This is a genomic window from Enterobacter cloacae complex sp. IR5401 (assembly GCF_049238425.1).
GTDB lineage: Bacteria > Pseudomonadota > Gammaproteobacteria > Enterobacterales > Enterobacteriaceae > Enterobacter > Enterobacter hormaechei_C.
Genome location: NZ_JBMKHN010000007.1, coordinates 89,028 through 111,661, shown reverse-complemented (window position 1 = coordinate 111,661; position 22,634 = coordinate 89,028). Strand labels below are relative to the sequence as shown.

The window sequence follows — 22,634 nt, the reverse complement described above, 5'->3', positions numbered from 1 at the left end:
CAGGGCTTATGGCGTTAACATAATAAGTGTTTGTTCATAAACACAGGTTCTGATTGACGACGTTGAAGGCTGTATCGTCCCGCATCCGTTTTTTGCTGTTACTCCCCCTTTTTACGGCTGGAGCCCTTCACGGTGCGCCGAAATCCTTCGTGCAGCAGGCGCAGAATCCGTTTGATAATAACGGCGATAGCCTGCCGGATCTCGGTATGGCGCAACCGACCACCGAAGGCGAAAAGCATCTGGCTGAAATGGCAAAGGCCTTCGGTGAAGCCAGTATGACCGATAACGGCCTGACGGCCGGGCAGCAGGCGCGACAGTTCGCGTTTGGCAAAGTGCGGGATGCCGTCAGCGGTGAAGTCAACGAGCAGATTGAATCCTGGCTTTCACCCTGGGGAAACGCCAACGTCAATGTACTGGTGGATGACGACGGCAACTTTAACGGCAGCAGCGGTAGCTGGTTTATCCCCTGGAACGACAACACCCGTTATCTGAGCTGGAGCCAGCTTGGCCTGACGCAGCAGACAGATGGGCTGGTGAGCAATGTCGGGATCGGGCAGCGCTGGGTTGCCGGAAACTGGCTGCTGGGCTACAACACCTTTTACGACAACCTGCTGGAAGACAACCTGCAACGTGCCGGGCTGGGCGCAGAGGCGTGGGGTGAAAACCTGCGCCTGTCGGCCAATTACTACCAGCCGTTCGCTGGCTGGCAGCCGCGTTCCGACATCCGCGAGCAGCGCATGGCGCGCGGGTACGACGTAACGGCCAAAGCCTGGCTTCCCTGGTTTCATCACCTGAACACCAGCGTCAGCTTTGAACAGTATTTTGGCGATAACGTCGATCTGTTTAACAGCGGTACGGGGTATCACAACCCGGTTGCGGTCAACCTGGGGCTGAACTATACCCCCGTACCGCTGGTCACCCTGACGGCTGCCCATAAGCAGGGGGAGAGCGGCGTTAGCCAGAATAACCTCGGGCTGAAGCTCAACTATCGTTTTGGCGTGCCGCTGGCGAAACAGCTTTCCGCCGGGGAAGTGGCGGCGACGCGCTCGCTGCGGGGCAGCCGCTATGATTCACCCGATCGCGATAATCTGCCCGTGATGGAATTCCGTCAGCGCAAAACCCTCTCGGTATATCTGGCCACGCCGCCGTGGGATCTTAAGCCAGGCGAAACCGTGATGCTGAAGCTGCAAATTCGCAGCAAGCACGGTATCCGGCAGATCCACTGGCTGGGTGATACCCAGGCGCTCAGCCTGACCTCACCGGCAAACGGCAACAGCAGCGATGGCTGGAGTGTGATCATGCCTGCATGGGATGATTCAGAAGGGGCGAAAAACGCATGGCGGCTAACGGCCGTGGTGGAAGATAAGGATGGGCAGCGTGTCTCCTCCAATGAGATCACGCTTTCCGTGGTGCAACCGCTCGTCGCAATGCCTGCCGACGATCCACGGTGGAAGTTGCTGCCGGATGAGTAAGTTAAAAAATGCGCTCCTGATGCACCCAGACGGCGGCTTCGACGCGGGATTTTAACTTCATTTTTTTCAGCATGTGTTTGACATGCACTTTGACCGTGCTCTCGGTGATGTCCAGACGGCGGGCGATCATTTTATTCGGCAGCCCCTGGGCAATCAGCTTCAGAATGTCACGCTCGCGCGGGGTCAACTGGCTGACGTCGCGGTCAGACGTGGCGCGGTTCGCACGCAGGCTGGCGGCCAGTACCGGCGTTAACGCTTCACTCAGCACCATCTCGCCTGCGGCAGCCTGTTGCAGCGCCTTGAGCAGATCTTCCGGCTCCATATCTTTCAGCAGATAGCCGTCTGCCCCTCGCTTGAGGGCGGTGACCACGTCTTCTTCATGGTTTGAGACGCTGAAGACCACCACCCGGCCAGAGAGGGATTTCTCCCGCAGCTTGTCGAGGGTTTCCAGGCCATTCATGCCCGGCATGTTGAGATCGAGCAAGATCAAATCAGGATCGAGCGATTCGGCAAGTTCAATACCCTGTTCGCCGTTGCTGGCTTCCCCGACGACGGTGATATCTGGCGCCATGCTGACAAGCTGTTTAACGCCAGTGCGCAGCATCGGATGATCGTCAATCAACAGGATAGATGCCGGTTCCTGATTAGTCATGGTTTTCTCCTTGAGCAGTTATGAGGGGCTTTTCGGGTATAAAGGTGACCACTACTTCGGTGCCACCTGACTCTCCCCGGCGAACCTGGCAATCACCGCGCAGGCTTTGCGCGCGGTCTCGCATGATAATTAAACCATAATGGTTCGTTCGTTCGGCATTTTCCGGCACGCCGCGGCCGTTATCCTGAACCCTGAGCTTCACCTGATTATCCTGGCAGCTGACGGTGACCGTAACGGCCGTCGCCTCGGCATGCTTGAGCACGTTGCTCAGGGCTTCACGGGCAATTTGCAGCAAATGGATCGCCTGGTGAGAGGGGACAAAACGCGGTGGCAGCTGGTAATCCAGCTTCACCGGGAAGCCCAGCCGGGCACTAAACTCCTGACAGCTGGACTCCAGCGCAGGGCGCAGCCCCGGCTCGGTGAGCTGCAAACGGAAGGTGGTCAGCAGCTCGCGAAGCTGAACCCACGAGGTGTTAAGCTCGTTGCGGATCTGGCTGAGCAGCTGTTTGCTGCTCTCGGGCATGCCTTCGTCCTGCATTTGCAGGCAGCTCACCTGCATCTTCATGCAGGAGAGGGACTGGGCGATGGAGTCGTGCAGCTCGCGGGCGATGGTGGCACGCTCCTCCATCACGATCAGCTGCTGCTGTTTCTCCTGGTGGCGGTCGAGCGCCAGCGTGGCCGTGAGCTGCTCAACAAGCGTATCGACCAGCTGCTGCTGGTCGTGGCTCAGGTGACGTCCGGCGGGCAGGGTGGCCAGCAAAATACCGTACTGGGTATGGCTGTCCATCAGCCGCCACTTGAGGGTCGTGCCGCTGGTGGTAAGCGGCGGCAAGCCGCGCGGGCACAGATGACACCCTTTATCGTCGCAGGAGATGTCCGACTGACAGGTAAATTCCTGATGGTTTTCCTCATCTTCAACGTCGTAAACCCGAAGCTCAAGATCGCGGAGCAGAGTCAGGTTTTGCAGGCCGTTCAGTACTGGCGAGAGACGTTCGCAAAGCGGTACCTGCATATGCAGGCGACGGTTCGCCTGCCAGAGGAAAGAGAGGATCTCGTTTTTTTGCTCAAGCCCGGCGGTTTTCTCCTGGACGCGTTGTTCCAGTACCGCGTAGCTCTCTGATAGCTCTGCCGACATGGTATTGAGCGCCTCGCCAAGCATCGCCATTTCGTTGCGCCCGCTGATGTGCGTGCGCTGGGTAAAATCGCGCTGTGTGACGGCGCGGGCCATCGCCAGGAGCTGTTTCCAGGGGTTAAGCAACCGCGCGCGCAGCCAGATAACCGTGAAAATCAGCAGCAAACCCATAAACAGCGCCATTGCGCGGTGAACTATCACCACACGGTCAATGCGTAACTCTGTGGTGCGATCGAATGAGGAGACAAGATGATCGATGCGTGACACAAACCCGGCGACATCCTGGGCGACCGTTTCCCGGTCTTCCGCCCGCTTTAAGCCGGGCTCCAGCTGGGTATGCCAGTAGCCCTGAAGCGCCTTAAGCTGAGATTGCTGACCGTCACGGATGGCGGCTCTTTCCAGTTCAGGGCTGAATGCGGTACGCTCCATTTCGTCGATAAGCGGTTGGTCAGCCTGCGTCAGCGGCACCGACGCCAGTAGCCGGTAACTCTGCATACGTAGCGAGCCTGCCTCGTTGATGGCATGCGCGTTACCCTGTACACCCTGTACCAGCCAGCCAGAAATAGCCATGCCGGTCACACCGATAGCGGTGGACAGCAGAACAATAAGCGCCAGCTGGTTAACCAGCGTCAGCGGAGATAAACATCTTTTTAACATAGAGTTGCCGGGCTCCTGACGTGACCTGATTGCAGGAATGGCGCTATTCTGGTGCATACCCTGGAGTATACCCATACCAATAAAGGATTACCTCTAAATTGCCAGAGAGGTAACGGTTAGTGGGTGGACGAAGCAGGGATGCCTCAGCACCGTGAAAAACCACACCTTTTTTACGTTTTGCATCTACTCATTAAGAGTGATGGCTTTTTTTTTGCCGCAAAACCTCCCACTTTTCCTTTGATTTATATCAACTTACCGCCGCTCTAAAGCCCTAATGTTTGCAGCATCATTCGAGAATCAGAGGTGTCTATGAGTCACTCTTCCGCTCCCGAAAGGGAAACTGGTGCCGTTATTACAGACTGGCGTCCAGAGGATCCGGCGTTCTGGCAACAGCGCGGCCACCGTGTAGCAAGTCGTAATCTGTGGATTTCCGTTCCATGTCTGTTACTGGCGTTTTGCGTCTGGATGTTGTTCAGTGCGGTTGCGGTTAACCTGCCAAAAGTGGGCTTTACCTTTACCACCGACCAGCTGTTTATGTTGACCGCGTTGCCGTCGCTTTCAGGCGCACTGCTGCGCGTTCCTTATGCGTTTATGGTGCCGGTCTTTGGTGGTCGTCGCTGGACGGCTTTCAGTACCGGGATCATGATCATACCGTGCGTGTGGCTCGGTTTTGCGGTGCAGGATACCTCCACACCGTTTAGCGTGTTCGTGATTATCTCTCTGCTGTGCGGTTTTGCGGGGGCGAACTTTGCGTCCAGTATGGCAAACATCAGCTTCTTCTTCCCGAAAGCGAAGCAGGGTGGCGCGCTGGGCATTAACGGCGGTCTGGGTAACATGGGCGTGAGCGTGATGCAGCTGATTGCCCCGCTGGCGATCTCTGTCTCCATCTTTGCGGCCTTTGGCGGCGGCGGTGTGACGCAGCCCGACGGTTCCGTGCTGTTCCTGCAAAACGCCTCCTGGATTTGGGTACCGTTCCTGGTGGTCTTTACCCTGGCGGCGTGGTTCTTCATGAACGATCTGTCCGCGTCCAAAGCGTCATTGAGCGAGCAGCTGCCGGTTCTGAAGCGTGGCCACCTGTGGGTGATGGCGCTGCTGTATCTGGCGACCTTCGGCTCGTTCATCGGTTTCTCCGCAGGCTTTGCCATGCTGTCTAAAACCCAGTTCCCGGACGTGCAGATCCTTCAGTTTGCCTTCTTCGGTCCGTTTATCGGCGCGCTGGCACGTTCGCTGGGCGGGATGATCTCCGACCGTCTGGGCGGGACGCGCGTTACGCTGGTGAACTTTGTTGTAATGGCCATCTTCTGTGCGCTGCTGTTCCTGACGCTGCCTGCGGGTGGTGAGGGGGGTAACTTCTTTGCCTTCTTCGGCGTCTTCATGGTGCTGTTCCTGACCGCCGGGCTGGGCAGTGCGTCTACTTTCCAGATGATCTCTGTCATCTTCCGCAAGCTGACCATGGACCGCGTGAAAGCGCAGGGTGGGAGCGACGAGCAGGCAATGCGTGAAGCCGCCACCGATACCGCTGCGGCGCTTGGGTTTATCTCTGCGATAGGCGCGATTGGCGGCTTCTTTATTCCAAAAGCGTTCGGTATCTCACTGGATCTGACCGGCTCTCCGGCGGGTGCGATGAAAGTATTCCTCGTCTTCTATATCGCCTGCGTGGTCATCACCTGGCTGGTATATGGCCGTAATACCAAGAAAAACAAGTAAGCTTGATTATCCGTTTGCGCGGCCTGAGTGCCGCGCTTTTTTTAATCGCTAAATAGTTACAACATACTAATGGCGTTACCCGTGGTCACCCACAGGTAACGCTGTGATCGCCATCGCTTTACAGGTGTCTCTACCCCTTAATACCTAAGATGTTAAATTTTGCCTCGCTTATTGTACGATAAATAAAATATATCCATATAAATCATAAAGTTAAAAAATAATAACAGCTACCGCTTTGGTGGTATTTGATCTAATACCCCCCCTCAGAGTCCCCCTTCGTCTTGATCGTTATCAATTCTCACCATCTTTCATAGCGTTACCTTCGCTGCAAATCAGCAATGTCGATTTAGAGAGCCACAGGCTCCACACAGGAGATACCCGATGAGCAAATTTTTGGACCGGTTTCGCTACTTCAAACAGAAGGGTGAAACTTTTGCCGATGGGCACGGCCAGGTTCTGGATACCAACCGGGACTGGGAAGACGGTTACCGTCAACGCTGGCAGCATGACAAAGTTGTCCGTTCTACCCACGGCGTAAACTGCACTGGCTCATGTAGCTGGAAGATTTTCGTTAAAAACGGTCTGGTCACCTGGGAAATGCAGCAGACCGATTATCCGCGTACCCGTCCGGATATGCCGAACCACGAGCCGCGTGGCTGCCCGCGTGGGGCCAGCTACTCCTGGTATCTCTACAGCGCCAACCGACTGAAATACCCGCTGATGCGTAAACGCCTGATGAAAATGTGGCGTGAAGCGAAAGTGCAGCACAGCGATCCGGTTGATGCCTGGGCCTCCATCATTGAAGATGCCGACAAAGCGAAAAGCTTCAAGCAGGCGCGTGGTCGCGGTGGTTTCGTTCGTTCTTCCTGGAAAGAGGTGAACGAGCTGATTGCGGCTTCCAACGTCTACACCGTGAAAACTTACGGTCCTGACCGTGTGGCAGGCTTCTCGCCAATCCCGGCGATGTCGATGGTCTCTTACGCCTCCGGCGCACGCTACCTGTCACTCATCGGCGGTACCTGCCTGAGCTTCTACGACTGGTACTGCGACCTGCCGCCAGCGTCGCCACAGACCTGGGGCGAGCAGACCGACGTGCCGGAGTCCGCTGACTGGTACAACTCCAGCTACATCATCGCCTGGGGCTCTAACGTTCCGCAGACCCGTACCCCGGATGCGCACTTCTTTACTGAAGTACGTTACAAAGGGACCAAAACCGTTGCCGTGACCCCAGACTACGCCGAAATCGCCAAGCTGTGCGACCTGTGGCTGGCGCCGAAACAGGGTACCGATGCCGCCATGGCGCTGGCGATGGGCCACGTAATGTTGCGTGAATTCCACCTCGACAAGCCAAGCCAGTATTTCACCGATTACGTGCGTCGCTACACCGACATGCCAATGCTGGTGATGCTCGAAGAGCGTGACGGCTATTACGCCGCAGGCCGTATGCTGCGTGCCGCGGATCTGGTGGACGCGCTGGGTCAGGAAAACAACCCGGAGTGGAAAACGGTCGCCTGCAACAGCAACGGCGAGCTGGTGGCGCCAAACGGTTCTATCGGCTTCCGCTGGGGCGAAAAAGGCAAATGGAACCTGGAGCAGCGTAACGGCACCACGGGTGAAGAGACGGAACTTCGCCTCAGCATGCTGGGCAGCCAGGATGAGATCGCCGATGTCGGCTTCCCGTACTTTGGTGGTGAAGGTTCCGAGCACTTCAACAAGGTTGAGCTGCAAAACGTTCTGATGCACAAACTGCCGGTTAAGCGCCTGCAACTGGCGGACGGTACTACTGCTCTGGTCACTACCGTCTACGATCTGACCATGGCGAACTACGGCCTGGAGCGCGGCCTGAACGATGAAAACTGCGCGACCAGCTATGATGACGTGAAGGCTTATACCCCGGCCTGGGCGGAGCAGATCACCGGCGTGCCACGCGCGCAGATCACCCGTATCGCGCGTGAATTTGCGGAAAACGCCGACAAGACCCACGGTCGCTCCATGATCATCGTCGGTGCGGGTCTTAACCACTGGTATCACCTAGATATGAACTACCGTGGTCTGATCAACATGCTGATCTTCTGCGGCTGCGTCGGGCAGAGCGGCGGCGGCTGGGCGCACTACGTGGGTCAGGAAAAACTGCGTCCGCAGACCGGCTGGCAGCCGCTGGCGTTTGCCCTTGACTGGCAGCGTCCGGCACGCCACATGAACAGCACCTCCTACTTCTATAACCACTCCAGCCAGTGGCGCTACGAGACGGTTACCGCCCAGGAACTGCTGTCGCCGATGGCGGATAAATCCCGCTACAGCGGCCACCTGATTGACTTCAACGTGCGCGCTGAGCGTATGGGCTGGCTGCCGTCTGCGCCGCAGCTGGGCACGAACCCGCTGCGCATTGCGGAAGCGGCGAAGAAAGCGGGCATGTCACCGGTTGACTACACCGTTAAATCCCTCAAAGACGGCTCAATCCGCTTCGCGGCAGAACAGCCGGAGAACGGTAAAAACCATCCGCGTAACCTGTTCATCTGGCGCTCTAACCTGCTGGGTTCGTCCGGTAAAGGCCATGAATACATGCTGAAATACCTGCTCGGTACCGAAAACGGTATTCAGGGTAAAGATCTCGGCAAGCAGGGCGGCGTGAAGCCAGAAGAAGTTGAATGGAAAGACAACGGTCTGGACGGCAAGCTGGATCTGGTGGTAACGCTGGACTTCCGTCTGTCCAGTACCTGCCTGTACTCCGATATCGTGCTGCCTACCGCCACCTGGTACGAAAAAGACGACATGAATACGTCGGATATGCATCCGTTTATTCATCCGCTGTCTGCGGCCGTTGACCCGGCATGGGAATCAAAAAGCGACTGGGAAATCTACAAAGACATCGCGAAGAAATTCTCCGAAGTCTGTGTAGGGCACCTGGGCAAAGAGACCGACGTGGTGACGCTGCCAATCCAGCACGACTCCGCTGCCGAACTGGCGCAGCCGCTGGACGTGAAGGACTGGAAAAAAGGCGAGTGCGACCTGATCCCAGGCGTAACCGCGCCGCACATTATTCCGGTTGAACGTGATTACCCGGCAACGTACGAGCGCTTTACCTCTATCGGCCCGCTGATGGAAAAAATCGGTAACGGCGGGAAAGGGATCGCCTGGAACACCCAGAGTGAAATGGACCTGCTGCGCAAGCTCAATTACACCAAAGCGGACGGCCCGGCGAAAGGCCAGCCGATGCTGAACACGGCGATTGATGCGGCGGAAATGATCCTGACCCTGGCCCCGGAAACCAACGGCCACGTGGCGGTGAAAGCCTGGGCGGCCCTGAGCGAGTTTACCGGTCGTGACCATACGCACCTGGCGAAGAATAAAGAGGAAGAGAAAATCCGCTTCCGCGATATTCAGGCCCAGCCGCGCAAGATTATCTCCAGCCCGACCTGGTCTGGCCTCGAAGATGAACATGTGTCCTATAACGCCGGATACACCAACGTTCACGAGTTGATCCCATGGCGCACGCTTTCTGGCCGTCAGTCTCTGTATCAGGATCACCAGTGGATGCGTGACTTCGGTGAAAGCCTGCTTGTGTACCGTCCGCCAATCGACACCCGCTCCGTGAAAGCGGTGATGGGTGCGAAATCGAACGGTAACCCTGAGAAGGCGCTGAACTTCCTGACGCCGCACCAGAAGTGGGGTATCCACTCCACCTATAGCGACAACCTGCTGATGCTGACCCTGTCGCGCGGGGGGCCAATCGTCTGGATGAGCGAAGCGGACGCCAAAGATCTGGGTATCGAAGATAACGACTGGATTGAAGTGTTCAACAGCAACGGTGCCCTGACGGCACGTGCGGTGGTGAGCCAGCGTGTACCGGCCGGGATGACCATGATGTACCACGCGCAGGAACGTATCGTTAACCTGCCGGGGTCTGAGATCACCGAACAGCGCGGCGGTATTCACAACTCCGTGACCCGTATTACGCCGAAGCCGACCCACATGATCGGTGGTTATGCCCAGCTGGCCTACGGCTTTAACTACTACGGCACCGTAGGATCGAACCGCGATGAGTTCGTGGTGGTACGTAAGATGAAGAATATTAACTGGTTAGATGGCGAAGGTAATGACCAGGTACAGGAGAGCGTAAAATGAAAATTCGTTCACAAGTCGGCATGGTGCTGAATCTGGATAAATGCATCGGCTGTCATACCTGCTCAGTCACCTGTAAAAACGTCTGGACCAGCCGTGAAGGTATGGAGTACGCCTGGTTCAACAACGTGGAAAGTAAGCCGGGCACCGGCTTCCCGACCGACTGGGAAAACCAGGAGAAGTGGAAGGGCGGCTGGATCCGTAAAATCAACGGCAAACTGCAACCGCGCATGGGTAACCGTGCCATGCTGCTGGGTAAAATCTTCGCTAACCCGCATCTGCCGGGCATCGATGATTACTACGAGCCGTTTGATTACGACTATCAGAACCTGCACAACGCGCCGGAAAGCAAACACCAGCCGATCGCCCGTCCTCGCTCGCTGATCACCGGCCAGCGCATGGACAAAATTACCAGCGGTCCAAACTGGGAAGAGATTCTGGGCGGCGAGTTCGAAAAACGCGCCAAAGACCAGAACTTCGAGAACATGCAGAAGGCGATGTACGGCCAGTTCGAAAACACCTTCATGATGTACCTGCCGCGCCTGTGCGAACACTGCCTTAACCCGGCGTGCGTGGCGACCTGCCCAAGCGGCGCCATCTACAAGCGTGAAGAAGATGGCATTGTGCTGATCGACCAGGACAAGTGCCGCGGCTGGCGTATGTGCATCACCGGCTGCCCGTACAAAAAAATCTACTTCAACTGGAAGAGCGGTAAGTCTGAGAAGTGCATCTTCTGCTACCCGCGTATCGAAGCCGGTATGCCGACCGTCTGCTCAGAGAGCTGCGTAGGTCGTATCCGCTACCTCGGCGTGCTGCTGTACGACGCGGACGCGATTGAAAAGGCCGCAAGCACCGAGAACGAGAAAGATCTGTATCAGCGTCAACTAGACGTCTTCCTCGATCCAAACGATCCGAAGGTTATTGAGCAGGCGCTGAAAGACGGTATTCCGCAGAGCGTGATTGACGCCGCACAGCAGTCTCCGGTGTACAAAATGGCGATGGACTGGAAGCTGGCCCTGCCGCTGCACCCGGAATACCGCACGCTGCCGATGGTCTGGTACGTGCCGCCGCTGTCTCCGATTCAGTCTGCGGCGGATGCGGGTGAACTGGGCAGCAACGGCATTCTGCCGGACGTGGAAAGCCTGCGTATCCCGGTTCAGTATCTGGCCAACCTGCTCACCGCCGGGGATACCCAGCCGGTACTGCTGGCGCTGAAACGTATGCTGGCGATGCGTCACTTCAAACGTGCGGAAACCGTTGACGGCGTGAACGATACCCGCGCGCTGGAAGAGGTTGGTCTGACCGAAGCGCAGGCGCAGGAGATGTACCGCTATCTGGCAATCGCTAACTACGAAGATCGTTTCGTGGTGCCGAGCAGCCACCGTGAACTGGCTCGCGAGGCCTTCCCGGAGAAAAGTGGGTGTGGCTTTACCTTTGGCGACGGTTGCCACGGGTCAGACAGCAAATTCAACCTGTTCAACAGCCGCCGCATCGACGCGATGGATGTGACCAGCAAAACGGAGCCGCACCAATGATTGAACTCGTCATTGTTTCGCGTCTGCTCGAGTACCCTGATGCTGCGCTTGTGCAGCATCAACAGGAACTCTTTGATGCACTCGCGTCATCTGAAAACCTGGATAAAGAGGATGCCCAGAAGCTGGGCGTTTTCCTCCGCGATCTGCTGGCGCGCGATCTTCTTGATGCGCAGGCGGACTACAGCCAGCTGTTTGACCGGGGTCGTGCCACGTCTCTGCTGTTGTTCGAACACGTTCACGGTGAATCCCGCGACCGTGGTCAGGCGATGGTGGATCTGATGGCCCAGTACGAGCAGCACGGTTTGCAACTCGACAGCCGCGAGCTGCCGGATCACCTGCCGCTGTATCTGGAATATCTGGCGCAGTTGCCGAAAGAGGAAGCGCTGGGCGGGTTGCAGGACATTGCTCCCATTCTGGCGTTGCTCGGCGCGCGTCTCCAGCAACGTGAGAGCAGCTATGCAGTCCTGTTTGATCTGCTGGTGAAACTGGCTAACGCCTCGGTTGACAGTCAAAAAGTGGCGGAAAAAATCGCGGATGAAGCCCGGGACGATACCCCACAAGCACTGGATGCCGTCTGGGAAGAAGAGCAGGTGAAATTCTTTGCTGACCAGAGCTGTGGCGAATCTGAAATCTCCGCGCATCAGCGTCGTTTTGCCGGAGCGGTGGCTCCGCAATATTTGAATATCTCTAACGGAGGACAGCACTAATGCACTTCCTGAATATGTTCTTCTTTGACATTTACCCGTATATCGCGGGCACCGTGTTCCTGGTGGGAAGCTGGCTGCGTTATGACTATGGCCAGTACACCTGGCGTGCTGCCTCCAGCCAGATGCTGGATCGTAAAGGGATGAACCTGGCGTCAAACCTGTTCCACATCGGGATTTTGGGGATTTTCGCCGGTCACTTCCTGGGGATGCTGACCCCGCACTGGATGTACGAAGCGTGGCTGCCGATTGACGTGAAGCAGAAGATGGCGATGCTCGCCGGTGGCGCCTGCGGCGTGATGACCCTGGTGGGTGGTCTGTTGCTGCTGAAACGCCGTCTGTTCAGCCCACGCGTGCGGGCTACCACGACCGGAGCGGACATCCTGATCCTCTCCCTGCTGATGGTGCAGTGTGCGCTTGGTCTGCTGACCATTCCATTCTCTGCGCAGCATATGGACGGCAGCGAGATGATGAAGCTGGTGGGATGGGCGCAGTCTGTCGTGACCTTCCGCGGGGGCGCCTCTGAGCATCTGGACGGCGTGGCGTTCATCTTCCGCGTTCACCTGGTGTTGGGTATGACCCTGTTTGTGCTGTTCCCGTTCTCTCGCCTGGTGCACATCTGGAGTGCGCCGGTGGAGTACCTGACGCGCAAATATCAGGTTGTGCGTGCTCGTCGCTGATTCGCTGTATTAATACAACCCCGCATATGCGGGGTTTTTTTTGTCCCCGATCCAGGGTTTCGTGCGGATGCCGGGTGGCGGTTGCGCCTTACCCGGCCTACAGAATTCACTATGCTCGAATCGAACCTTGGTCGAAGCTTCTTATCCTTCCCCGCATGGGAGAACCATGGGGCATTGTGCTTTTGGATAGTGCTAAAGAATCTGGAAGTGATGGTGGTGGGGGAAGGATTACTCAGCGCTTCGCGCTTCGCCCTTCGGGTCGTTGCCTGCGGCAACGCTTTCTCGCTACGCTCGAATCGAACCTTGGTCGAAGCTTCTCATCCTTCCCCGCACTGAAGAACCATGGGGCATTGTGCTTTGAGAGAGTGCTGTAGCATCTGGAAGTGATGGTGGTGGGGGAAGGATTCGAACCTTCGAAGTCGATGACGGCAGATTTACAGTCTGCTCCCTTTGGCCGCTCGGGAACCCCACCAGGGGTAATTCATATTTTGAGGTAAAGCTGGAGATGGTGGTGGGGGAAGGATTCGAACCTTCGAAGTCGATGACGGCAGATTTACAGTCTGCTCCCTTTGGCCGCTCGGGAACCCCACCACGGGGTAATGCTTTTAACTGGCCTGCTTCGTGTTGGAAGCGGGGCGCATCATATCAAATGAGACGCCCCTGTAAAGCATTCCTTTAGGAAAATGAAGCTGTTTGCCTGCTTTTTATCCGCAAAGGCGTAAAGCTAATCAATTCATTTTCCGAGGGATTAAAGAATAATCGTTCTGTTGCCGTACACAAAGACGCGCTGGGCAAGTACCTGATACAGCGCACGGCTTAGTACGTTCTTCTCAACGTCACGGCCGGCACGCATCATATCTTCTGCCGTGTAGGTGTGATCCACGTGAATCACGTCCTGCATGATGATTGGGCCTTCATCCAGATTATCATTCACGTAGTGCGCGGTTGCGCCAATGATCTTCACCCCACGCTCGTATGCCTGGTGATACGGACGCGCGCCAATAAAGGCTGGCAGGAAGGAGTGGTGGATGTTGATAATCTTGTTCGGGAAGCGCGCCACGAAGGATGGCGTCAGCACGCGCATATATTTCGCCAGCACCACGTAGTCCGGGTTATGCGCTTCAATCGCAGCAGCCATCAGGTTGTCGTGCTCTTCACGGGTATGGCCTTCGTGACTGACCAGCTCAAACGGAATGTCGAAACGTTCTACCAGTGTACGCAGCGTCTCGTGGTTGCCAATGACGGCGGCAATTTCGACGTCCAGGCCACCGTAGTTGGCTTTCATCAGCAGATCGCCCAGGCAGTGCGCCTCTTTGGTGACCAGAATGACAATACGGCGACGGCCCGCCGGGTTCAGCTCGCGCACCGAGCCTTCCGGCAGGGCGCTGTCCAGATCGGCAAGCAGGGTTGTGTCGTTGAAAATGCCTTCTAGTTCGGTACGCATAAAGAAGCGACCGGTACGGTGGTCAACGAACTCGTTGTTCTGCACGATATTCAGTTCATGCTTGTAGCAAATGTTGGTAATTCGTGCGATCAGCCCTTTTTGATCGGGACAGATAGTGCGCAGAACTTTACGTTGTAATGATTGCATCGCCGGGAAATCCTGTTTATGTATTTGCGAAGTCTGAGTTGTCAGGCATTACTGCCGCAACACTTTTTAAATTTTTTTCCTGAACCACAGGGGCAGGGATCGTTACGACCGAATTGCGGACGTGTGCCGTCAATATAATACCATTGCCCGCTGTCCTTTAAGAACCGTGAGCGTTCAATGATGGCGCCGGGTTTGTTTTGTTCGCTAAAGCGGGCGACAAAACTGACATAGCCCTCGTTGGCATCGCGTCCGGGAGCGGCTTCAAAGACGGTGAGGCCCAGCCAGACGGTGTTAGCAAATCCGGCTTCAATCTCTTGGCGAAAATCGGCAGCATGGCAGGACGGATGCCAGGTCTTAATCAGGTAGTCTGCGTTTTTGATCACAAAAGCAGTATACCGCGAGCGCATAAGGTGTGACGGGTCTGGTGCAACCTGCTTGCCAGAAAGATATCGCTGGCAACATAGGCTATACTCCAGAGCGCTACCACAGGGGCAGAGTTGAGACACGATTCTCTTCCTGGAACAAAAAATAAGGCGTTAAACGCTTAAGGTAGCAATATGTTAACTGAGCAGGTGCGTTGACGCTATGTCGGGAATCCAGGGGAAGTAAAACAGGGCTAATGAGAAAGGTAAAAATTGGACTGGCGTTGGGCTCAGGTGCTGCCCGGGGTTGGTCACATATTGGCGTTATCAATACCTTAAACCAGATGGGGATTGACGTTGATATTGTTGCAGGATGTTCTATCGGGTCGCTGGTCGGATCTGCGTACGCCTGCGGTAAGCTCCCGGAGCTTGAAAGCTGGGTGCGCTCCTTCAGTTACTGGGATGTGCTGCGCCTGATGGATCTCTCCTGGCAGCGTGGCGGCCTGCTGCGCGGCGAACGCGTGTTCAATCAGTTTCGCAAGATAATGCCCCTCGCTGACTTCAGCCACTGCCAAATGCCTTTCGGGGCCGTTGCAACCAACCTCAGTATGGGCAGGGAGTTATGGCTCACCGAAGGGGATATTCATCTCGCCGTTCGTGCATCCTGTAGTATGCCTGGGTTAATGGCGCCTGTGCCTCACAACGGCTACTGGCTCGTTGACGGTGGTGTAGTGAATCCTGTCCCTGTCTCTCTGACGCGCGCCATGGGGGCGGATATCGTTATTGCCGTGGATTTACAGCACGATGCTCACCTCATGCAGCAAGATTTGATGCCGGTTAATCTTCAGAGCGATGATGCGGAAGAAGAGAAACTTGCCTGGCATGCTCGATTACGCGGCAGAATAGGGCGCCTGGCTGCCCGTCGCGCGGTGACCGCACCGAACGCCATTGAAATCATGACGACCTCTATTCAAATTCTTGAGAATCGCCTGAAGCGAAACCGTATGGCTGGCGATCCTCCGGATATTCTTATTCAACCCTATTGTCCACAAATCTCTACCCTTGATTTCCACCGGGCTGAGGCCGCCATAGCAGCGGGCTCGTTAGCCGTCGAAAAGAAAATAGATGAACTGTTGCCTTTTGTGCGTACAGCACGTTGAGCACTTTTTTGATTACTTCAGCAAAATCTGACAGGCGATAGTACCAATAGCATGCCACTATTTAGTAACTGTCAGCCAGGGGAGGAACCATGACACAGCCATTGGCCGGAAAACATATTTTGATAGTAGAAGACGAGCCCGTTTTCCGATCGCTACTGGATTCGTGGTTATCCTCACTGGGTGCAACCACGTCCCTTGCCGAAGATGGCGTCGAGGCACTGGAAAAAATGGCCAGCATGGCGCCGGATCTGATGATCTGCGATCTTGAGATGCCGCGCATGGACGGATTAATGCTGGTAGAAAACCTGCGTAATGAAGGTTATCAGACACCGATACTGGTGATCTCGGCCACCGAAAATATGGCGGATATTGCTAAGGCGTTGCGTTTAGGAGTGCAGGATATCCTGCTCAAACCGGTTAAAGATTTAAACCGTCTGCGCGAAACGGTGTTGGCCTGCCTGTATCCCAATATGTTCAATTCCCGGGTGGAAGAAGAAGAACGTCTTTTCCAGGACTGGGATGCTTTAGTCAGTAATCCGCTCGCGGCCGCGAAGCTGCTTCAGGAACTTCAGCCGCCGGTGCAGCAAAATATCTCTCATTGCAGAGTAAATTATCGCCAGCTGGTAGCGGCTGACCAGCCTGGACTGGTGCTGGATATTGCGCCGCTCTCGGATTCCGACCTCGCTTTTTATTGCCTGGATGTTACCCGAGCGGGAGATAACGGCGTTCTGGCGGCCTTATTACTCCGGGCGCTGTTTAATGGATTGCTACAGGAACAATTATCCCATCAGGGGCAACGACTTCCTGAGTTAGGCAGTTTACTAAAACAGGTCAACCAACTTTTTCGCCAGGCCAATTTACCGGGGCAGTTCCCGCTTCTGGTTGGCTATTATCACAGCGGGTTGAATAACCTTATTCTGGTGTCTGCGGGATTAAATGCCACACTGAATACTGGCGAACACCATATTCAGGTGAGTAACGGCGTGCCGTTGGGTACGCTGGGAAATACTTACCTTAATCAAATTAGCCATCGCTGCACCTCCTGGCAGTGCCAAATTTGGGGTGCCGGAGGGCGGTTACGCTTAATGTTGTCCACGGAGTAAGCAGTCAGATTTTATTTTTCAGATTGCTTTACCTGTGTTTTTGCTGGCAGTGCTACTATCGCTGCGAGTTTCATGCGTATTTGTCTTAATTGATCGGCAACGCGTTCTTTTCAGACCCGTATTAGTGGCTGAGACTGTATACTCAACGCGTTATTCAATGCATAAAAGTTCAAAACTTGAACAGTTCAGGAGAATTTCAATGGCTGCCCTTAATTCGAAAGTCAGAAAGGCCGTTATCCCGGTGGCGGGATTGGGTACCAGGATGTTGCCAGCGACGAAGGCAATCCCAAAAGAGATGCTGCCTCTGGTTGATAAGCCATTAATCCAGTATGTCGTGAATGAATGTATTGCAGCAGGTATCACCGAAATTGTGCTGGTGACGCATTCATCTAAAAACTCTATCGAAAACCATTTCGATACCAGTTTCGAACTCGAAGCAATGCTGGAAAAACGCGTTAAGCGCCAGCTGCTGGAGGAAGTGCAGTCTATTTGTCCTCCACACGTTACCATTATGCAGGTTCGTCAGGGCCTGGCGAAGGGCCTGGGGCATGCAGTATTGTGCGCACATCCTGTAGTGGGTGATGAGCCGGTCGCGGTTATTCTGCCTGACGTGATCCTTGATGAGTACGAGTCCGATCTTTCCCAGGAAAACCTGGCGGAAATGATTAAACGCTTCGACGAAACCGGCAGCAGCCAGATTATGGTTGAGCCAGTCGACGACGTGACCGCTTACGGCGTGGTTGACTGCAAAGGCGTTGACCTGCAACCTGGCGAAAGCGTACCGATGGTTGGCGTTGTTGAAAAACCTAAAGCGGACGTCGCGCCGTCTAACCTTGCTGTCGTTGGTCGTTACGTACTGAGCGCTGAAATTTGGGCGCTGCTGGCGAAAACGCCTCCGGGTGCGGGCGATGAAATCCAGCTGACGGATGCTATCGATATGCTGATCGAGAAAGAGACCGTGGAAGCCTACCATATGAAAGGTAAGAGCCATGACTGCGGGAATAAGCTCGGTTATATGCAGGCATTCGTCGAATATGGTATTCGCCATAACAGCCTGGGTGAAGAATTTAAAGCCTGGCTCAAAGGTAGCGTGGGTATTAAGTAATAAACTCACAGTCCAGTGAACAAGACCGGTGGAGCGATGCTCACCGGTTTTTTTATGCCTGTCGCTCCGTAATTGGCGGGGGATTGTCAAGGACGTTAAATACGGAGCCTCACAATATGACAGAATGTAAGGAGATGTTCGGGCGAATATTACAGGTATAAAAAATCCCGCACAGAGCGGGATTTTTCAGAATCTTTCCAGATTAATCCTTGATCAGGAAGTCATCCAGTTGTTTACCTTGTTCGTCCATTGCTTTCTTGATTACAGCAGGAGTACGGCCCTGGCCAGTCCAGGTTTTCTCTTCGCCGTTCTCATCGATGTAGCTATATTTAGCAGGACGTGCCGCGCGTTTTGCTTTGGTACCGGTTTTAGCCGCAGCCATGCTGTTCAGCAATTCGTTTGGATCGATACCATCGGCAATCAGCATTTCGCGATACTGTTGCAGTTTACGTGTACGTTCTTCGATTTCAGCCGCAGCTGCGCTTTCTTCTTCACGACGTTCGTTAACTACAACTTCTAATTTTTCGAGCATTTCTTCAAGCGTCTCAAGGGTACATTCTCTTGCCTGCGCACGAAGAGTACGGATGTTGTTCAGAATTTTAAGTGCTTCGCTCATTGTAGTAATCTCAAACTTATAATGGGGGTGGGTTTGTTGTCCTAATAATAGAGCCTTAATTTCACTTGTGCAATAGGTGGGAATGTAAGGAATTCAAAAAATACAAAATAAACGACGCTATTATTAATTACGCTAACTTAAATTTCATTGTTTGTTGGGGCTGCGAGATATCGTTTCAAACGGCAAAAGCGCGTCATTTGCATGTTTGTTTTGTGACTTTTACCTCAGGAATTATAGTTGCGGTTGATAAATATCAGCCTTTTGTATTACCCCGTGTAAACGCAGCGAAGCCAGGAATAGTTAATAAATAGTGAATTTTAATGAACGAAGAAGACACTATAAAAAGAAGTGTTATCTCTGGTTGCGGTCTCACCTTATTGTCAGTGTTTAATGCCTTTACTGCCTGTTTTAACGCATTATTTTGCGCTACTCGCGAAGGATTTACCGGTGCATGGCAGGTTGGAGTGTGCTGCTCGCCGCAGCTGACGGTACAAAATATGGTACAATGATCCATCGGGAATATTTCACATTGATTAGGGTTCTTCGGCCAATGGCACAACTTTATTTCTACTATTCGGCAATGAATGCAGGGAAATCGACGGCGTTACTGCAATCCTCATACAATTATCAGGAGCGGGGGATGCGTACCGTTGTTTATACCGCCGAAATCGACGATCGCTTTGGGGCAGGGAAGGTAAGCTCAAGAATAGGGCTTTCATCGCCTGCAAGGCTGTTTAACCCTGAAACGGACCTGCTGGAGGACATTCGTGTCGAGCATGCCTCTAAGCCTGTCCATTGCGTGCTGGTAGATGAAAGCCAGTTCCTGACCCGTGAGCAGGTCCATGCGCTTTCAGAGGTCGTTGATGAGCTGGATATTCCCGTTCTTTGCTATGGATTACGTACCGATTTTCGTGGGGAGTTATTTGCCGGCAGCCAGTATCTGCTCGCCTGGTCGGATAAGCTGGTTGAGCTGAAAACAATCTGCTTTTGTGGCCGCAAGGCAAGTATGGTTCTTCGCCTGGACCAGTCGGGTAAACCCTATGCTGATGGCGAGCAGGTGGTGATAGGAGGCAATGAACGTTATGTCTCGGTCTGCCGCAAGCATTATAAAGAGGCGCTGGCTGTAGGCTCGCTGACGGCGTTACAGGGCGACAATCGAAAATAACATGAATGTTTTACCGATCCTCAGATATAAAAAAACCCGCCGCTGGCGGGTTTTTTATCACACTGTCAACTAAGCGTTTTTCTTCGCTTTCTTGTCAGCCTTTACAACTGCGGGGATTTCAACTTTTACGGCTGCGACATCGCTTTCAGTGAAGTTACGACCGTAATAAGTATCCAGCAGGATCTGTTTCAGTTCGGAAATCAGTGGGTAGCGCGGGTTAGCACCAGTACACTGGTCATCGAATGCATCTTCAGACAGCTTATCTACGTGAGCGAGGAAGTCAGCTTCCTGAACGCCTGCTTCGCGGATAGATTTAGGAATACCCAGTTCCGCCTTCAGACTTTCCAGCCATGCCAGCAGTTTTTCGATCTTCGCGGCAGTACGGTCGCCCGGTGCGCTCAGACCCAGGTGATCTGCGATTTCAGCATAACGACGGCGCGCCTGTGGACGGTCGTACTGGCTGAATGCAGTTTGCTTGGTTGGGTTATCGTTGGCGTTATAGCGGATAACGTTGCTGATCAACAGGGCGTTCGCCAGACCGTGAGGAATGTGGAACTGTGAACCCAGCTTGTGCGCCATAGAGTGACAGACACCCAGGAAGGCGTTAGCAAACGCGATGCCCGCGATTGTTGCCGCACTGTGTACACGTTCACGCGCAACAGGGTTTTTCGAACCTTCGTTGTAAGAAGCTGGCAGGTTTTCTTTCAGAAGTTTCAGCGCCTGCAAAGCCTGACCGTCAGAGAACTCAGAAGCCAGTACGGAAACGTAAGCTTCCAGAGCGTGAGTTACCGCATCCAGACCACCGAACGCACACAGTGATTTCGGCATTTCCATGACCAGGTTGGCGTCAACGATAGCCATATCTGGCGTCAGTGCGTAGTCAGCCAGCGGGTATTTCTGACCGGTTGCGTCATCAGTCACAACGGCAAATGGCGTCACTTCTGAACCAGTACCGGAAGTAGTGGTGACGGCGATCATTTTCGCTTTCACGCCCATTTTCGGGAACTTGTAGATACGTTTACGGATATCCATAAAGCGCAGCGCCAGTTCTTCGAAGTGAGTTTCCGGATGCTCGTACATCACCCACATAATTTTCGCAGCGTCCATTGGGGAACCGCCACCCAGTGCGATGATCACATCAGGTTTGAAGGAGTTCGCCAGTTCAGCGCCTTTACGTACAACGCTCAGGGTTGGGTCAGCTTCAACTTCAAAGAAGACTTCAGTTTCCACGCCAGCCGCTTTCAGAACAGAGGTGATCTGGTCTGCATAGCCATTGTTGAACAGGAAACGGTCAGTCACGATGAGCGCACGTTTGTGGCCATCAGTAATCACTTCATCCAGCGCGATTGGCAGAGAGCCGCGGCGGAAGTAGATAGATTTCGGAAGTTTGTGCCACAACATGTTTTCAGCTCGCTTAGCAACGGTTTTCTTGTTGATCAGGTGTTTTGGACCAACGTTTTCAGAGATGGAGTTACCACCCCAGGAACCACAACCCAGAGTCAGGGAAGGTGCGAGTTTGAAGTTGTACAGATCACCGATACCACCCTGAGAAGCAGGGGTGTTGATCAGGATACGTGCCGTCTTCATCTTCTGACCGAAGTAAGCAACACGCTCAGGCTGGTTATCCTGATCGGTGTACAGGCAAGAGGTGTGGCCGATACCGCCCATTGCCACCAGTTTCTCTGCTTTTTCTACCGCGTCATCAAAATCTTTCGCACGGTACATTGCCAGCGTTGGGGAGAGTTTCTCGTGAGCAAACGGCTCACTTTCATCAACGACTTTCACTTCACCAATCAGAATCTTGGTGGTAGCAGGGACGCTAAAGCCAGCGAGTTCAGCAATTTTATACGCTGGCTGACCTACGATAGCTGCGTTCAGCGCGCCATTTTTCAGGATCACGTCCTGAACGGCTTTCAGTTCTTTACCTTGCAACAGGTAGCCGCCGTGGCTGGCGAAACGTTCACGAACGGCGTCGTATACCGAATCAACCACAACAACAGACTGTTCAGATGCACAGATAACGCCGTTATCGAAGGTTTTAGACATCAGCACAGAAGCAACTGCACGCTTGATATCTGCCGTTTCGTCGATCACAACAGGAGTATTACCTGCGCCTACGCCGATGGCTGGTTTACCGGAGCTGTATGCTGCTTTAACCATACCAGGACCACCGGTCGCCAGAATCAGGTTAATGTCCGGGTGATGCATCAGGGCGTTGGACAGTTCAACAGAAGGTTGGTCGATCCAGCCGATCAGATCTTTTGGCGCACCCGCCGCAATGGCAGCCTGAAGCACGATATCTGCTGCTTTGTTGGTGGCGTCCTTCGCACGTGGATGCGGAGAGAAAATGATTGCGTTACGTGTCTTCAGACTGATGAGAGATTTGAAGATGGCGGTAGAGGTTGGGTTAGTGGTTGGAACGATACCGCAAATGATGCCGATCGGTTCTGCGATGGTGATGGTGCCGAAAGTATCGTCTTCTGACAGCACACCGCAGGTTTTCTCATCTTTATAGGCGTTGTAGATATACTCTGAAGCAAAGTGGTTTTTGATCACTTTATCTTCAACGATACCCATGCCGGATTCGGCAACGGCCATTTTAGCGAGAGGGATTCGAGCATCAGCAGCAGCCAGAGCGGCCGCGCGGAAGATTTTATCAACCTGTTCTTGGGTGAAATTGGCATATTCACGCTGGGCTTTTTTTACGCGCTCGACGAGGGCGTTCAGTTCAGCGATATTGGTAACAGCCATAATGCTCTCCTGATAATGTTTAAACTCTTTTAGTAAACCAGCGCTCGATACGTCTGACAGTATAGTCAGAGCCGATCCCACTTGCGTAACACACAGTAAAACAAAGGATTACTCACTGCT

At 54.1% G+C, this 22,634-nt stretch carries 16 protein-coding genes, 2 tRNA genes and 1 other RNA gene; 10 read left to right on the top strand and 9 right to left on the bottom strand.

Translation table 11 applies throughout. From position 1 onward, the window contains the following. Positions 1 to 53: 53 nt before the first annotated feature. Complete coding sequence (locus ACOTX1_RS12565) at positions 54 to 1,472, top strand: YchO/YchP family invasin (protein WP_032667443.1); 1,419 nt, start codon at positions 54 to 56, stop codon at positions 1,470 to 1,472. A gap of 1 nt (position 1,473) precedes the next feature. Here the strand turns inward: ACOTX1_RS12565 and narL are convergent, their stop codons facing one another. Together narL and narX are read right to left on the bottom strand one after the other, a co-directional pair. Further along, on the bottom strand, positions 1,474 to 2,124 hold the full coding sequence (gene narL / locus ACOTX1_RS12560) for a two-component system response regulator NarL (protein ID WP_003856701.1): 651 nt from the start codon (positions 2,122 to 2,124) through the stop codon (positions 1,474 to 1,476). Continuing rightward, positions 2,117 to 3,913, bottom strand: a complete 1,797-nt coding sequence (narX, locus tag ACOTX1_RS12555) for a nitrate/nitrite two-component system sensor histidine kinase NarX (RefSeq protein WP_059288161.1) — start codon at positions 3,911 to 3,913, stop codon at positions 2,117 to 2,119. Before narX ends, narL begins: the two co-directional genes overlap by 8 nt. 309 nt (positions 3,914 to 4,222) lie before the next feature. Here narX and ACOTX1_RS12550 point away from each other — a divergent pair, with 309 nt between their 5' ends. The 5 genes from ACOTX1_RS12550 to narI all read left to right on the top strand — a co-directional run bounded on the left by ACOTX1_RS12550 (position 4,223) and on the right by narI (position 12,661). Beyond that, the gene (locus tag ACOTX1_RS12550; protein WP_003856705.1) at positions 4,223 to 5,620 is read left to right on the top strand and encodes a NarK family nitrate/nitrite MFS transporter; all 1,398 of its coding nucleotides are present in this window, start codon (positions 4,223 to 4,225) and stop codon (positions 5,618 to 5,620) included. Positions 5,621 to 6,001: 381 nt separating this feature from the next. Beyond that, positions 6,002 to 9,745, top strand: coding sequence for a nitrate reductase subunit alpha (locus ACOTX1_RS12545; RefSeq protein WP_023314263.1), 3,744 nt, complete (start codon positions 6,002 to 6,004; stop codon positions 9,743 to 9,745). Continuing rightward, complete coding sequence (gene narH / locus ACOTX1_RS12540; protein WP_023314262.1) at positions 9,742 to 11,277, top strand: nitrate reductase subunit beta; 1,536 nt, start codon at positions 9,742 to 9,744, stop codon at positions 11,275 to 11,277. Before ACOTX1_RS12545 ends, narH begins: the two co-directional genes overlap by 4 nt. Then, the gene (narJ, locus tag ACOTX1_RS12535) at positions 11,274 to 11,984 is read left to right on the top strand and encodes a nitrate reductase molybdenum cofactor assembly chaperone (protein ID WP_022651366.1); all 711 of its coding nucleotides are present in this window, start codon (positions 11,274 to 11,276) and stop codon (positions 11,982 to 11,984) included. The genes narH and narJ overlap by 4 nt, the downstream gene beginning before the upstream one ends. Beyond that, positions 11,984 to 12,661, top strand: a complete 678-nt coding sequence (narI, locus tag ACOTX1_RS12530) for a respiratory nitrate reductase subunit gamma (protein WP_003856712.1) — start codon at positions 11,984 to 11,986, stop codon at positions 12,659 to 12,661. The genes narJ and narI overlap by 1 nt, the downstream gene beginning before the upstream one ends. Positions 12,662 to 12,872: 211 nt before the next feature. Here narI and ACOTX1_RS12525 read toward each other — a convergent pair. From ACOTX1_RS12525 to ACOTX1_RS12505, 5 genes are all read right to left on the bottom strand, one after another. Next, positions 12,873 to 13,003, bottom strand: a non-coding RNA gene (locus tag ACOTX1_RS12525) — RtT sRNA. A 45-nt stretch (positions 13,004 to 13,048) separates the two neighbouring features. After that, positions 13,049 to 13,133, bottom strand: a tRNA-Tyr gene (locus ACOTX1_RS12520). Between the two features lie 34 nt (positions 13,134 to 13,167). After that, positions 13,168 to 13,252, bottom strand: a tRNA-Tyr gene (locus tag ACOTX1_RS12515). A 157-nt stretch (positions 13,253 to 13,409) separates the two neighbouring features. Then, complete coding sequence (gene purU / locus ACOTX1_RS12510; protein ID WP_003856715.1) at positions 13,410 to 14,252, bottom strand: formyltetrahydrofolate deformylase; 843 nt, start codon at positions 14,250 to 14,252, stop codon at positions 13,410 to 13,412. Between the two features lie 41 nt (positions 14,253 to 14,293). Next, positions 14,294 to 14,758 (bottom strand): YchJ family protein, encoded by a 465-nt coding sequence (locus tag ACOTX1_RS12505; protein WP_003856717.1) that lies wholly within the window; start codon positions 14,756 to 14,758, stop codon positions 14,294 to 14,296. Positions 14,759 to 14,871: 113 nt separating this feature from the next. Here ACOTX1_RS12505 and rssA point away from each other — a divergent pair, with 113 nt between their 5' ends. From rssA to galU, 3 genes are all read left to right on the top strand, one after another. Then, positions 14,872 to 15,774: a patatin-like phospholipase RssA gene (gene rssA, locus ACOTX1_RS12500; protein ID WP_023314261.1), complete on the top strand. Its 903-nt coding sequence runs from the start codon at positions 14,872 to 14,874 to the stop codon at positions 15,772 to 15,774. An 89-nt stretch (positions 15,775 to 15,863) separates the two neighbouring features. Then, the gene (rssB, locus tag ACOTX1_RS12495) at positions 15,864 to 16,877 is read left to right on the top strand and encodes a two-component system response regulator RssB (RefSeq protein WP_003856721.1); all 1,014 of its coding nucleotides are present in this window, start codon (positions 15,864 to 15,866) and stop codon (positions 16,875 to 16,877) included. A 199-nt stretch (positions 16,878 to 17,076) separates the two neighbouring features. Continuing rightward, a complete protein-coding gene (gene galU, locus ACOTX1_RS12490; protein ID WP_003856723.1) occupies positions 17,077 to 17,982 on the top strand; it encodes a UTP--glucose-1-phosphate uridylyltransferase GalU in 906 nt (301 codons plus the stop codon). 202 nt (positions 17,983 to 18,184) lie between these two features. Here the strand turns inward: galU and hns are convergent, their stop codons facing one another. Further along, the gene (gene hns / locus ACOTX1_RS12485; protein WP_003856724.1) at positions 18,185 to 18,598 is read right to left on the bottom strand and encodes a histone-like nucleoid-structuring protein H-NS; all 414 of its coding nucleotides are present in this window, start codon (positions 18,596 to 18,598) and stop codon (positions 18,185 to 18,187) included. 550 nt (positions 18,599 to 19,148) lie between these two features. On the opposite strand from hns, the gene tdk reads away from it, so the two are divergent. Then, on the top strand, positions 19,149 to 19,763 hold the full coding sequence (tdk, locus tag ACOTX1_RS12480; RefSeq protein WP_032634550.1) for a thymidine kinase: 615 nt from the start codon (positions 19,149 to 19,151) through the stop codon (positions 19,761 to 19,763). Positions 19,764 to 19,832: 69 nt separating this feature from the next. Here the strand turns inward: tdk and adhE are convergent, their stop codons facing one another. Further along, on the bottom strand, positions 19,833 to 22,514 hold the full coding sequence (gene adhE / locus ACOTX1_RS12475) for a bifunctional acetaldehyde-CoA/alcohol dehydrogenase (RefSeq protein ID WP_003856730.1): 2,682 nt from the start codon (positions 22,512 to 22,514) through the stop codon (positions 19,833 to 19,835). Between the last annotated feature and the right edge of the window lie 120 nt (positions 22,515 to 22,634).

Excerpts from the sequence above, each read along its gene's own strand:
- narH (WP_023314262.1), top strand. The coding sequence starts at position 9,742 with ATGAAAATTCGTTCACAAGTCGGCATGGTGCTGAATCTGGATAAATGC.
- narI (WP_003856712.1), top strand. The coding sequence starts at position 11,984 with ATGCACTTCCTGAATATGTTCTTCTTTGACATTTACCCGTATATCGCG.
- rssB (WP_003856721.1), top strand. The coding sequence starts at position 15,864 with ATGACACAGCCATTGGCCGGAAAACATATTTTGATAGTAGAAGACGAG.
- purU (WP_003856715.1), bottom strand. The coding sequence starts at position 14,252 with ATGCAATCATTACAACGTAAAGTTCTGCGCACTATCTGTCCCGATCAA.
- narL (WP_003856701.1), bottom strand. The coding sequence starts at position 2,124 with ATGACTAATCAGGAACCGGCATCTATCCTGTTGATTGACGATCATCCG.
- adhE (WP_003856730.1), bottom strand. The coding sequence starts at position 22,514 with ATGGCTGTTACCAATATCGCTGAACTGAACGCCCTCGTCGAGCGCGTA.
- hns (WP_003856724.1), bottom strand. The coding sequence starts at position 18,598 with ATGAGCGAAGCACTTAAAATTCTGAACAACATCCGTACTCTTCGTGCG.
- ACOTX1_RS12550 (WP_003856705.1), top strand. The coding sequence starts at position 4,223 with ATGAGTCACTCTTCCGCTCCCGAAAGGGAAACTGGTGCCGTTATTACA.
- narX (WP_059288161.1), bottom strand. The coding sequence starts at position 3,913 with ATGTTAAAAAGATGTTTATCTCCGCTGACGCTGGTTAACCAGCTGGCG.
- galU (WP_003856723.1), top strand. The coding sequence starts at position 17,077 with ATGGCTGCCCTTAATTCGAAAGTCAGAAAGGCCGTTATCCCGGTGGCG.
- tdk (WP_032634550.1), top strand. The coding sequence starts at position 19,149 with ATGGCACAACTTTATTTCTACTATTCGGCAATGAATGCAGGGAAATCG.
- narJ (WP_022651366.1), top strand. The coding sequence starts at position 11,274 with ATGATTGAACTCGTCATTGTTTCGCGTCTGCTCGAGTACCCTGATGCT.
- ACOTX1_RS12545 (WP_023314263.1), top strand. The coding sequence starts at position 6,002 with ATGAGCAAATTTTTGGACCGGTTTCGCTACTTCAAACAGAAGGGTGAA.
- rssA (WP_023314261.1), top strand. The coding sequence starts at position 14,872 with ATGAGAAAGGTAAAAATTGGACTGGCGTTGGGCTCAGGTGCTGCCCGG.